13 protein-coding genes are annotated in these 11190 nt (G+C 65.7%); 6 read left to right on the plus strand and 7 right to left on the minus strand.

Going from position 1 to position 11190, the window contains the following annotated elements:
• Positions 1–22: 22 nt before the first annotated feature.
• Positions 23–1027, plus strand: a complete 1005-nt coding sequence (locus tag AC1DN0_RS31685; protein ID WP_441629391.1) for a tripartite tricarboxylate transporter substrate binding protein — start codon at positions 23–25, stop codon at positions 1025–1027.
• Between the two features lie 11 nt (positions 1028–1038).
• Here the strand turns inward: AC1DN0_RS31685 and AC1DN0_RS31690 are convergent, their stop codons facing one another.
• The 5 genes from AC1DN0_RS31690 to AC1DN0_RS31710 form a co-directional block, all read right to left on the minus strand.
• Positions 1039–1428: a VOC family protein gene (locus AC1DN0_RS31690; RefSeq protein ID WP_045243024.1), complete on the minus strand. Its 390-nt coding sequence runs from the start codon at positions 1426–1428 to the stop codon at positions 1039–1041.
• A gap of 63 nt (positions 1429–1491) precedes the next feature.
• On the minus strand, positions 1492–2682 hold the full coding sequence (gene fabV, locus AC1DN0_RS31695; RefSeq protein WP_441629390.1) for an enoyl-ACP reductase FabV: 1191 nt from the start codon (positions 2680–2682) through the stop codon (positions 1492–1494).
• A gap of 125 nt (positions 2683–2807) precedes the next feature.
• Positions 2808–3170, minus strand: coding sequence for a hypothetical protein (locus AC1DN0_RS31700; protein WP_441629389.1), 363 nt, complete (start codon positions 3168–3170; stop codon positions 2808–2810).
• 133 nt (positions 3171–3303) lie between these two features.
• Positions 3304–3552 carry a hypothetical protein gene (locus AC1DN0_RS31705; RefSeq protein ID WP_441629388.1) on the minus strand — a complete coding sequence of 83 codons (249 nt, stop codon included), beginning with the start codon at positions 3550–3552 and terminating at the stop codon, positions 3304–3306.
• A gap of 66 nt (positions 3553–3618) precedes the next feature.
• Entirely contained in the window at positions 3619–4029 is a 411-nt protein-coding gene (locus tag AC1DN0_RS31710; RefSeq protein ID WP_441629387.1) for a hypothetical protein, read from the minus strand.
• Positions 4030–4275: 246 nt separating this feature from the next.
• Between AC1DN0_RS31710 and AC1DN0_RS31715 the strand changes: the two genes are divergently transcribed.
• From AC1DN0_RS31715 to AC1DN0_RS31730, 4 genes are all read left to right on the plus strand, one after another.
• Positions 4276–4440 carry an FmdB family zinc ribbon protein gene (locus AC1DN0_RS31715; protein WP_035810592.1) on the plus strand — a complete coding sequence of 55 codons (165 nt, stop codon included), beginning with the start codon at positions 4276–4278 and terminating at the stop codon, positions 4438–4440.
• A 298-nt stretch (positions 4441–4738) separates the two neighbouring features.
• The gene (locus tag AC1DN0_RS31720; RefSeq protein ID WP_441629386.1) at positions 4739–4951 is read left to right on the plus strand and encodes a DUF2905 family protein; all 213 of its coding nucleotides are present in this window, start codon (positions 4739–4741) and stop codon (positions 4949–4951) included.
• A 76-nt stretch (positions 4952–5027) separates the two neighbouring features.
• Positions 5028–6254, plus strand: coding sequence for a polyhydroxyalkanoate depolymerase (gene phaZ / locus AC1DN0_RS31725; RefSeq protein ID WP_441629385.1), 1227 nt, complete (start codon positions 5028–5030; stop codon positions 6252–6254).
• Between the two features lie 166 nt (positions 6255–6420).
• Positions 6421–7074, plus strand: coding sequence for a peroxiredoxin (locus tag AC1DN0_RS31730; RefSeq protein WP_477146279.1), 654 nt, complete (start codon positions 6421–6423; stop codon positions 7072–7074).
• Positions 7075–7164: 90 nt separating this feature from the next.
• Here AC1DN0_RS31730 and AC1DN0_RS31735 read toward each other — a convergent pair whose 3' ends face one another.
• Together AC1DN0_RS31735 and AC1DN0_RS31740 are read right to left on the minus strand one after the other, a co-directional pair.
• On the minus strand, positions 7165–8382 hold the full coding sequence (locus AC1DN0_RS31735; RefSeq protein WP_441629384.1) for a CaiB/BaiF CoA transferase family protein: 1218 nt from the start codon (positions 8380–8382) through the stop codon (positions 7165–7167).
• An 81-nt stretch (positions 8383–8463) separates the two neighbouring features.
• Positions 8464–9420: a patatin-like phospholipase family protein gene (locus tag AC1DN0_RS31740; RefSeq protein ID WP_441629383.1), complete on the minus strand. Its 957-nt coding sequence runs from the start codon at positions 9418–9420 to the stop codon at positions 8464–8466.
• A 176-nt stretch (positions 9421–9596) separates the two neighbouring features.
• On the opposite strand from AC1DN0_RS31740, the gene poxR reads away from it, so the two are divergent.
• A partial coding sequence (poxR, locus tag AC1DN0_RS31745; RefSeq protein ID WP_477146280.1) for a phenol degradation transcriptional regulator PoxR occupies positions 9597–11190 on the plus strand: 1594 nt, incomplete at its 3' end.

The raw sequence follows: 11190 nt of genomic DNA on the forward strand, positions 1-11190 counted from the left end.
ATGCCATCCTGACGGAGGAGACATGAAAAGAACCACGATAACGAACCGGCCCCGCGGCCCGCGGTTAACAGCGTGCCTGATGGCCGCGGCACTGGCATGCGGCATCGCCGGCGCGGCACGCGCCGATGCGCCTTACCCGTCCAAGCCATTGCGCGTAGTGGTGCCCTACACGCCGGGTGGCGTGTCCGACGCGGTGACACGCCTTGTCATGCAGAAGCTGGCCGAACGCCTGGGCCAGCCCGTGGTGGTGGAAAACCGCCCCGGCGCCAACGGCATGATCGGCTCCGACAACGTGGCCAAGTCCGCGCCCGATGGTTACTCGCTGCTGGTGGTGGTGGCCGCCCATTCCATCAATCCCAGCCTCTATCCCAAGATGAGCTTCGACCCCGTCAGGGACCTGACCGGCGTCAGCCAGATCGGCCGCATCCCGCTGCTGCTGGTCTCAAGCGCGCAGTTGCCGCCCGGCAGCGTGAAGGAACTGGTGAGCTGGGGCAAGGCGCATCCGGACAAGATGACCTTTGCCTCCAGCGGCAACGGCTCCGGCGCGCACCTGGCCGGCGAGCTGTTCTCGCAGGCCGTCGGCATGAGGATGACCCATGTGCCTTACAAGGGCGTGTCGCCGGCGTTGCCCGATCTGTTCTCCGGGCAGGTGGCGATGATCTTCGATTCCGTGCAGACCATGATGCCGCAGGTGAAAGCCGGAAAGCTCAAGGCCCTGGCGATTACCAGTCCCTCGCGCTGGCCGGCTGCGCCCGATGTGCCAACGATGGCGGAGGCGGGCTATCCGGCGGTCACGGCCAGCAGCTGGATCGGGCTGCTGGCGCCGGCAAAGACGCCAAAGGTGGTGCTGGACAAGCTGTCGGGCGAAATGGATGCGGTGTTGCACCAGCCGGACATCAAGGCGCGGCTGATCGAATATGGGATCGATCCGGTTGGCGGGACACCGGACCAGTTCCAGGCATTCATCAAGGATGAAGCGGTGAGATGGGCCGGCGTGGTCAGGAAGGGCGGGATCAAGGTGGAGTAACCAGATCCGGATCACATCTCCGGCGGCTGCGGTTCCAGCGGATCGAAATCCAGTTCGATCTTCGCGCCGTTGGGATCGTGCAGGAACAACTGCCAGACGCCGGAGCCCGCCTGCCGACCGAGGTGGAACGGAATGCCCCGGCGCCGCAGGTGGCTGGTGACGTGCCGGAGGTCCGTGGCGCTGAAGGCCATGTGATCCAGCACGCCCGCGGCCGGTGCCGGCAGTGCATCGACCGCGACGAGATGAATGATGGGCGCGCCGGCGGCATAGAGCCAGGCCCCGGGGAAGGCAAACGGCGGACGGGCACCGGTTTCGAAGCCAAGCACCTCGGTGTAGAACCGGACGGTGTCTTCCAGCGCGGCGGTCAGTACCGTGAAGTGGTTCATCCCGACAATCGTCATGTTTCGCTCCTTGTTGCAGGAGCGTGGCGCTCCCCGGGTGATTCAGGCCTGAGTCTTCAGTCCTCAGACCAGGCCAGGCATTGGCACGTCGGGATTCACGTCGGCCTCGTAATCCACTCCGTCCATCTCGAATCCGAACAGGCGCAGGAATTCCTTCTTGTAGCCGGTGAAGTCCGTCAGCGCGTAGATGTTGTCGCTGGTGACCTGGGGCCAGAGTTGCTGGACACGGGACTGCACCTCCGCGTCGAGTTCCTTGTAGTCGGCGCGCAGGCGGCCTTCCTGGTCCAGGCACGGCGCATCGCCGTACAGGCTGTCCTTGTAGAGCCCGTAGACCTGCTCGATGCAGCCTTCATGCGTGCCCTGTTCCTTCATGACCTTGAACAGCAGCGACAGGTACAGCGGCATCATGGGGATGGCGGAACTTGCCTGCGTGACCACGGCCTTCAGCACCGAGACGCGCGCGTCGCCACCCCTGGCGGCCAGCTTGTCGCGCAGGCCAAGCACCTTTTGGTCCAGGTCCTTCTTGGCGGCGCCGATGGAACCGTTCCAGTAGATGTCGTGCGTGATCTTCTCGCCCAGGTAGGTGAAGGCGGTTGTCTTCGCGCCGTCGGCCAGCACGCCCGCAGCCTGTAGCGCGTCGATCCACATCTGCCAGTCTTCGCCACCCATCACGGCCACGGTGTTGTCGATCTCGCTTTGCGTCGCGGGCTCCAGGATGGTCTCCCTGACCACTTCCTTGTCGGTGTCGAGGCCGCGCAGGCTGACCGCCTTGCCAACCGGCTTCAGCGTCGAGTTGAACACTTCGCCGGTCTTCGGGTGCGTCCGTTTCGGCGAGGCGAGGCTGTAGATCACCAGGTCGACCTGGCCGAGATCGCGCTTGATGGTATCGATCGTCTTCTGCTTGATCTCGTCGGAGAAGGCATCGCCATTGATGCCCTTCGCGTACAGCCCTTTGTCGGCGGCAAACCGGTGGAAGGCCGCGGTGTTGTACCAGCCGGCCGTGCCCGGCTTGCTGTCGGTGCCGGGACGTTCGAAGAAGACACCGAGCGTATCGGCGCCGGCACCGAATGCGGCGGTGATCCGGGCTGCGAGACCGTATCCGGTCGACGCGCCGATCACCAGCACTTTCTTCGGGCCGCCGGCGATGGGGCCTTTTGCCGTGACGTAGTCGATCTGTTCCCTGACGTTGGCTTCGCAGCCTGTGGGGTGGGTGGTAACGCAGATAAAGCCACGCACGCGCGGTTTGATGATCATGAAGACCTCGCTTGTTAGATGCCGAGCCTGATTTAGAAGGCGAAAAACTTCGCGCATTGTAAATGAGGAGGCAAAAGGCGAGGCCGCCCGCCCCGCGGGAGTGCCGGGCGGCGGGCGCCGGCCTTTCAGCGTTGCTGGCGGTACGCTACCTGAAGCCAGCCCTGAGAGGCGCCGCTGGTGTCCGGGCCTGCGGGATCGTCGGCGTGCCGGACCGCGCGCGACAGGCGTGTCCGCAGTTCATCGCGTTCCGTGAAGGTCGGCGCGGCCAGCCAGCCAACAAACTCGTCGTGCCAGTTCTCCCACGCGTTCTCGTCAAAGTCGAACGCCTCGTCCAGCCGTCCGCCATCGCGCAGGTAGGTGCCCACGATGCACGTACCGTCCCAGTACGCCACGGCCACGTCGGTCAGGTCCGCGGTGGTTCCCGCCGGCAGGTCGCGCAGCAACATGGACAAGTGGGACTTGAACGATTCGAATCCGCCTGAAGTCATGGCGTGCTCCGTTTCCGGGGACGAGTCCATCGGGGTGAGGTACCCAATCCCATGGCGCGCAGGTCTTCCGCGTTGGCCGGCGCGCGCAGGACCGGCTGCTTGTTCGAGGGGGCGCGGTTGCCTCCGGTCCCGCTCACCCGAACGAACCCCGCGTCAGGTCTTTCTCGAATTCGATGGTCCATGCGGTGCCATGCCCGATCCGGTAGCCCCGCTCCTTGAGCGTCGACTTGCGAACGATGGTGACATGGCCCTGCAGCGGATAGACCTCGTCAACGACATCCGACGTGCCGGCTTCCTGAAGCAGGAAGTCTGCTTCGTCAAGCCGGTGGCGGTGCAGGATGGCGACGAATTCCGCCTTTTCGTCCGGTGCGATTACTGACATCTTGCGTTCCTCCAATCATGAACGCAGCACTTTTCCAAGATAGCACAAGCGTCAACGCCGTGGCCCTCAGCGCTTGCGCGGCTTGCCGACGTGCGGCGCATCCTCGGCCGGATCGGGAATCAGGTCCTTGTCAAGCACGTCATCAATGCTGGGCGGCGCAGGCGGGTGCTCTTCGCGCTGCGCGCTATGGTCCGCGCGGTCCGCGGGGGTGTCCGCGGGAATACTCTCGGCGGCGCGAGTGATCTCGTCCATGCCTTCTTCCGGTGCGTCATCCTCGTCCGGTTCGTGGCCATGGCGGAAATCGATCGGTTCTGCCGTCTGCCCGGCGAATGCGTCAATGGTCTCGTCGATGTTCTCCCACAAGTCTTCGGCTCCGGCGGAATCCGGCATGCCGGGAAGACGGCGCTCCGGTCGCGGACGATCGGGGAATCCGGTTCGCCGCGTCTTGCCGGAATCGACCTTGTGTGGCTTTTTCATGGTCTGCTCCTGAGCGACGATCGAGCGACGATCGTGGTCATGCCGCAAGCAAGCATGCGCATGTTTCCATAATAAGCACGCAAGGAGCGCGATGTGAAGCCGGGGTGCCTGATGCGGTACCGGTCATGCGAAACGACAGGCCGTGTTTTGCCCAGCACGGTGTCCTAGAATGAAATCCCAGGTTGCCGGAAGTCGCTGGCAGACCAGCGGCAGCGAGTCCGGCACCATACAGGTTGGAGGCGCGTCATGCCCACCTATCAGTATCGTTGCGAGAAGTGCGGTCAGGTTTTCGACCACGCGGAACATCTCGCGGAACACGCGACGGCCCATCCGCCTTGCCCTAAGTGCGGCAGCGAAACGGTCCAGCACATGCCGACACCGTTCGTTGCGAAGACGGCGAGGAAGAGTTGAGGCCTGCCTGACCCTGATAGCGAGGAAGAGCGCGTGGCCCTGTCGGATGCCGGGCAGGACGCCGGGCGAATTGCGTCACCGTGTGCTGTTTGCTTCTCTGCGGCAGCCTCGTTGCCTCGGGCCGCCCCTTGCCCGCGGCGCAAGGATGACCGGCCGCACCGTCCTCTTCCCGGAACGGCCAGTGTTTCGCCTGCGGGTCCTTTGCCTGCCACCGCGCCTTCTCCTCCCATCAGCGGCACCGTCCCACGATACGCCAGCCAGCACCGATAGCGTGCACCAACCATTGCGGAGGCCAGTCATGCCGCGCAAGCTGATTCTCATCGTCCTGATCCTGTTGGCAGCCGGACTCCTCTGGCCACGGTTTTACGGGCTCGGGATCGGCCTTGGCCTCGGCCATTTGCCGGGGGATATCGTCATCCATCGTCATCACTTTCACCTTGTCCTTCCGATTGCGACGTCTCTGCTCGTCAGTGCCGCCGCATCATTCATCCTCTGGCTGATGGGCCGGTGAAGCGCGCGGTTGGTGTCCCGCGCCGGTCCGGCATATATTGAAAGCCTTTCCAGCGCATTCTTCCTGACAGCCCCCTATGCTGTACAAGTTCATCGAGTACCAGCGTTCGCTGATCGAGCCGTGGACAGCGTGGGCGGCGCAGGCCACGAACGCATTCACTGACCCCGGCAGCCCGTTCGCCCATGTCCCTGGGGCGTCTTGCTTTGCTGCGGGCTATGAGTATCTCTACCGGCTGGGCAAGACCTATGGGAAGCCCGCCTTCGGCGTCACCGCGTACGACGCGGATGGCCGCGTCGCGGCAGTGGACGAGCAGGTCGTGCTGGAACGGCCATTTTGCCGGCTGCTGCGTTTTGCCCACGAGGCAGCCGCCGCGCCGGAGCGCCGGCCGGCGGTGCTGGTGTGCGCGCCGCTGGCCGGCCATCACGCCGTGCTGCTGCGAGAAGTCGTTGAAATGCTGCTGCCCGCTCATGAAGTCTATGTGACGGACTGGCGCGATGCGCGTCACGTGCCCGCGGCCGAGGGGCCGTTCCGCCTGGACGACTGCGTCGGCGAGATACAGGCGTTCATCCGGCATATCGGCGGGCAGCGCCTGCACGTGCTTGCCGTCTGCCAGGCAACCGTGCCGGCACTGGCGGCGACATCGCTGCTGGCCAGCGCAGGCGAGCCGGTGCCAAGAAGCCTGGTGCTGATGGGCGGCCCGATCGACGCCCGCCGCAACCCGACCGCCGTGGACCGCCTGGCAGCCCGCCAGCCGCTGGCGTGGTTCGAGAGCAACCTGATCTGCACGGTGCCGGCCCGCTATGCTGGTGCGGGCCGCAAGGTGTACCCCAGCTTCCTGCAGCATGCCGGCCTGGTGATGGCACATCCGGCGCGCATGGTCGGTGCGCAATGGGACTACTACCTTGACCTGGTGCACCGCGATGCCGAGCACGCGCCGGCGCACCGGCGCATTTGCGATGAGTACAACTCGGTGCTCGACATAGCGGCGGAGTTCTACCTGGATACCATCCGCATCGTGTTCCAGGAGTTCCGGCTAGCCCGCGGCAACTGGAGCGTGCAGGGCCACGCCGTGCGTCCCCGGGACATGCGCGATATCGGCCTGCTCACCGTGGAGGGCGGGCGGGACGACATCTCCGGCCGCGGCCAGACCCACGCGGCGCAAGACTTGTGCAGCGGCATCGCGCCGCGCCACAGGCGGCAGCTCACGGCGGCGCAGTGCGGCCACTATGAGCTGTTCTCCGGGCAATTGTGGCGGACCGAGGTGTATCCCGTGGTCCGCGACCTGATCCGGGAGTACGCCTAGCGTCCTTGTGCCGGAGCAGCGTTTGCGCCGCTTGTTTCCATACTTGTTCTCGTCACGGCCCACTATACTGGGCTAGACGCCTGCAACGCTCAGCGTAGCGTCGGGATGCAGCCGCTATCGTCGGCCTTCCGCAGATTTGCACCCACCCATCACATGGAGACTGAATATGTCGATTCGCATCGGTGACGAAGCCCCCGATTTCACGGCAGATACCACGGAAGGCAAGATAAATTTCCACGAATGGATCGGGGACAAATGGGCAATCCTGTTCTCCCATCCCAAGGACTTTACGCCGGTCTGTACTACCGAACTGGGTTATATGGCCGGCCTCAAGCCGGAATTCGACCGGCGCAATACCAAGATCATCGGGCTCAGCGTGGACCCCGTCAGTGACCACCAGAACTGGGTCAAGGACATCGCGGAAACGCAGGGCCACGCTGTCAACTATCCCATGATCGGCGACGTCRACCTCACGGTCGCCAAGCTCTACGACATGATTCACCCGAACGCAAGTGGTGGCCCGCGCACTGCCGTGGACAACGCCACGGTGCGCTCGGTCTTCCTCATCGGGCCCGACAAGAAGGTCAAGGCAATGCTGGTTTACCCGATGAGCGCGGGCCGCAATTTCGACGAAGTGCTGCGCCTGCTGGATTCCCTGCAGCTCAACGCAAAACACACGGTAGCCACGCCGGTCAACTGGAAGCCGGGCGACGATGTGATCATCCCCACCTCCGTATCCGACGAAGACGCAAAGAAGAAGTACCCGCAAGGATTCAAGACGCTCAAACCGTACCTGCGGGTAGTGGCGCAGCCGAAGTAAGGCTAGGCACCCGCCACGTGGGCGGGTAGGCCCGCCAGGGCCTCCCCGCCCACGTGATGCGAAGCGGGCCGTCAGGGTGTACCAGTCTCTCTACAAAATCCCCCTTTCCCTCAACCCTCCCAACTCAGCCTCGCCGAGCCCCAACTCAGCGCGAAGGGCCCCCTCCGTATGTTCCCCCAGCATAGGCGGGCACCGCATTTCCACCGGCGTGGCCGAAAACCGCAGCGGACTGCGCAAGCTGGGCGCATCTACCCCCCGCCCATGCGGCAACCGCACCAGCAACCCGCGATGCCTGACCTGCGCATCTTCGAACACCTCGTCGAGCTCATTGATGGGCCCGCCAGGCACGCCGGCACGCTCGAGCGTATCCAGCAATTCAGCCGAACCCCGCCCGGCAACACGCGCGGCAATCGCTTCGCGCAAGGTCTCCCGGTTGGCGACCCGGTCGACGTTCTGCGCGAAGCGCGGATCGGCGGCGAGTTCCGGACAGCCAAGCAGCTTGCACAGCGCGGCAAACTGCCCGTTGTTGCCGGAGGCGATGATCAGGTGCCCGTCGCGGCACGCGAACACTTCGGAGGGCGCGGCCACCGGGTTGGTGTTGCCGGCGCGCCGGGGCAGCTTGCCGGTCATCTGGTAGCCCAGCGCCAGGTGGCCATTGACCGCCACCGAGGCATCGAGCATGGCGGCGTCAATGTACTGGCCTTCGCCGGTGGCCTGGCGGTGATAGAGCGCGCCCATCAGGGCGACGGTGGCGTAGAGGCCGGTGAGGATGTCGGTGATGGGGATGGCGGTGCGCATCGGCTCGCCGCCGGGGGTGCCGTCCGGCTGGCCGCAGGTGCTCATCAGTCCGGCCATGCCCTGCAGGATGAAGTCGTAGGCCGGGCGGGCGGCGTAGGGGCCGTCGGGGCCGAAGCCGGTGACTGAGCAATAGATCACATCGGGGCGCAGCGCGCGGATGGACTCATAGTCGAGCCCGTATTTCTTCAGGCTGCCGGCCTTGTAATTCTCCACCACCACATCGCAGCGCGCGGCCAGTTGCCGTACCAGTTCGGCGCCTTCGGGCCTGGAGATATCGATGGTGAGCGATTGCTTGCCGCGGTTGCAGGCGAGGTAGAAGGCGGAGTCGTTGGTGGCCGCGCCTTGCGCGTCGGTGAGGAACGGGCCCATCTTGCGGGTGTCGTCGCCGTCGCCGGGTTTCTCGATCTTGTAGACGGTGGCGCCCATGTCGGCCAGGTTCTGCGTGGCCCATGGGCCCGCCACCACGCGCGTCAGGTCGAGTACCTTGATGCCTTCGAGAATTGCGCTCATGTGCCTGCCATCCGGGAAGTAGAGATCCCGCATCATTCGCGGGATTTGCCGTGCACGCAATTTGCCAATGCGGAAGCCGGCTTACGGCGAGGCGGAAGCGTGGGTGTGGCCGGCGTGGGACTTGTGCTGGCCGTGCTCGTGCTGCGCCGCCTGGTTCGGATCGAAGTCGCAACTCGGGTTGGCTTCGTCGTGCGAATGCGGGTGCAGCGCGCCGGGGATATGCCGGCTGCTGAGCCCGTCGGCGTTGAGCCATGCCAGCGTGGCGGCGGCCGCGCGGTCGATGAGCGTGCCGCACTGCGTGTAGTCGTACGGAGAGACGTCGAGCGGGCACAAGGGCGGGACGACCGAGATATGCGCGTGGTCCGCCCAGCGCTCCAGGTCCTGTACCAGCTGGCGCGCGACCAGCAGCGACAGCGCATTGAAGGCATGGTCGATGGGGCCGCGCGGTTCGCGCCGCGCCGCGCAGGCAAAGCCCGCGGGCAGCACCACCACGCGCGTGGCGCCCAGGCGGATGGCGGTGGAGACCGGCGTGTTATTGGCCACGCCGCCGTCGATCAGTTGCCGCCCGCCCAGTGCCACCGGCGGGAACACCCCGGGGATGGCGGCGCTGGCCAGCACCGACTGGACCAGGCTGCCGGAGGACAGCACTACCTCCGCGCCGGTCTGCATGTCGGTGGCGACTACATATAGCGGCAGTTCGGCGCGCTCCAGCGGCATGTCGCCGAAATGGCGGGACAGCAGGCGCTTCAGGGCGGCGGAGTCGACCAGATGGGCGCGCTGCCCGCGCAACATGCCGAACAGGCTGCGCCACGACCACGGCATGACCTCGGCGCGGCGCAAGCCGCGCCAGAGCGTTTCCAGCTGGGTAGTGCCGGCCACGTGCGGGTTGCAGGCATAGTAGGCGCCGTTGATGGCGCCAGCGGAGGCACCGACGACGAAGTCGGGCTTGATGCCCCACGCCACCAGCTCGCGCAGCATGCCGGCCTCGACGGCGCCGAGGCTGCCGCCGCCGGCGAAGACAAATGCGGTTTTTTCCATGGTCTGTGGTGCAGTGCGAAAGCGCAGGGGAATCCTGTAAAGGAAGCATAGGCGACATTTCGCCTGCGCGACAGGCGTCTGCCGCGGGCGGAGGGCGCCGATGGCACATAATGTGCATACAGTGCCAGAAAAAGCACGCGCGCGCCAAGATTTCGAGGCCGCCAAGAGAGGAGACAATGAGCAGTTCAACCGACAAGTTTTCGGCCACCATGCGCGATGGCCTGGCCAATCTCGCGCGGCGCCTGCGCTTTGCCATGGAGGAGGGCTCCATCTGGCTGGACGAGCAGCGCATGATCCTGATCCACACCGGCGCGCTGGGCGCGTTGCGCAAGGAATTGGTGGATACCATGGGCATGGAGCGCGCGCGGGGCTTGTTCATGCGCATGGGCTTCCATTCCGGCATGCGCGACGCGGAACTGGCGAAGAAGCTGCGCCCCGGCGACAGCGACTTCGGCCTGCTGGAGATCGGGCCCTGCCTGCACACCATCGAAGGCGTGGTGCGCGTGACCCCGGTGAAGGTGGATATCGACATCGCCGCCGGCATCTACGACGGCGAATTCCTGTGGGAAGACTCCTTCGAAGGCGATGTCCACCGCCAGTTGTTCGGCATCGTCGATGAGCCGGCCTGCTGGATGCAGATCGGCTACGCCACGGGCTATACCTCGGCCCTGATGGGCCGCACCATCCTCTACCGCGAGGTGGAGTGCATCGCCTGCGGCCACGATCACTGCCGCATCGTCGGCAAGCCGCTGGAAGCGTGGGAGGACGGTGCCGAGGTGCTAAAGCTCTACCAGCCCGACCCGGTGATCGAGACCATCCTGGAGCTGCAAAGCGAGGTCGAGCACCTGCGCGCCCTGCAGCGCAACAACGGCAAGCCCGCCGATCTGGTGGGCAGCGCGCCCGGGTTCCGCGCTGCCTGGGGCCTGTTGCAGCGCGCCGCCGCAAGCCATGTCACGGTGCTGCTGCTGGGCGAGACCGGCGTCGGCAAAGAGCGCTTCGCGCAAGCGCTGCACGCGGTCAGCGCGCGGGCCGACAAGCCTTTCATCGCCGTCAATTGCGCGGCGATCCCCGATGAACTGATCGAAGCCGAGCTGTTCGGCGTGGAGAAGGGCGCCTTCACCGGCGCCCACCAGTCGCGCCCCGGCCGCTTCGAGCGGGCGCATGGCGGCACGCTGTTCCTGGACGAACTGGGCGAGTTGTCGGCGTCGGCGCAGTCCAAGCTGCTGCGGGTGCTGCAGGAAGGCGAGGTGGAGCGGGTGGGCGGCGCCGAGCCGCGCAAGGTGGACGTACGGCTGGTGGCCGCCACCAACGTAGACCTGGCCGAAGCCGTGAAGCAGGGGACTTTCCGCAAGGACCTGTACTACCGGCTCAACGTCTATCCCGTCACCATCCCGCCGCTGCGCGAGCGCCTCGACGATATCCGCCTGCTGGTAGAGCGCTTCATTGCCCGCTACGGCGCGCGCCACGGCAAGAAGATCGTCGGCATCACCGACCGCGCGTTGGCGGAACTCAGGCGCTACGACTGGCCGGGCAACGTCCGCGAACTGGAAAACGTGATCGAGCGCGGCGTGATCCTGGCCAGCAATGGCGGGCAGATTTCCGCGGACCACCTGTTCCTGCCCAGCAGCGCGCCGCAGGCGATGGACACCGCGCCGCGCCTGGGCGTCAGGGGCACGCTGCCGGAACTGCGCGAAGCGGCGGTGCACGGGCTGCTTGACCATATGGCCGAGCAGCAGCTCGCGCTGGGCGATGTCGAGACCGTGTTGATGG

This window comes from Cupriavidus sp. 05N39, assembly GCF_056397325.1.

Excerpts from the sequence above, each read along its gene's own strand:
- AC1DN0_RS31685 (WP_441629391.1), top strand. The coding sequence starts at position 23 with ATGAAAAGAACCACGATAACGAACCGGCCCCGCGGCCCGCGGTTAACA.
- AC1DN0_RS31690 (WP_045243024.1), bottom strand. The coding sequence starts at position 1,428 with ATGACGATTGTCGGGATGAACCACTTCACGGTACTGACCGCCGCGCTG.
- fabV (WP_441629390.1), bottom strand. The coding sequence starts at position 2,682 with ATGATCATCAAACCGCGCGTGCGTGGCTTTATCTGCGTTACCACCCAC.
- AC1DN0_RS31700 (WP_441629389.1), bottom strand. The coding sequence starts at position 3,170 with ATGACTTCAGGCGGATTCGAATCGTTCAAGTCCCACTTGTCCATGTTG.
- AC1DN0_RS31705 (WP_441629388.1), bottom strand. The coding sequence starts at position 3,552 with ATGTCAGTAATCGCACCGGACGAAAAGGCGGAATTCGTCGCCATCCTG.
- AC1DN0_RS31710 (WP_441629387.1), bottom strand. The coding sequence starts at position 4,029 with ATGAAAAAGCCACACAAGGTCGATTCCGGCAAGACGCGGCGAACCGGA.
- AC1DN0_RS31715 (WP_035810592.1), top strand. The coding sequence starts at position 4,276 with ATGCCCACCTATCAGTATCGTTGCGAGAAGTGCGGTCAGGTTTTCGAC.
- AC1DN0_RS31720 (WP_441629386.1), top strand. The coding sequence starts at position 4,739 with ATGCCGCGCAAGCTGATTCTCATCGTCCTGATCCTGTTGGCAGCCGGA.
- phaZ (WP_441629385.1), top strand. The coding sequence starts at position 5,028 with ATGCTGTACAAGTTCATCGAGTACCAGCGTTCGCTGATCGAGCCGTGG.
- AC1DN0_RS31735 (WP_441629384.1), bottom strand. The coding sequence starts at position 8,382 with ATGAGCGCAATTCTCGAAGGCATCAAGGTACTCGACCTGACGCGCGTG.
- AC1DN0_RS31740 (WP_441629383.1), bottom strand. The coding sequence starts at position 9,420 with ATGGAAAAAACCGCATTTGTCTTCGCCGGCGGCGGCAGCCTCGGCGCC.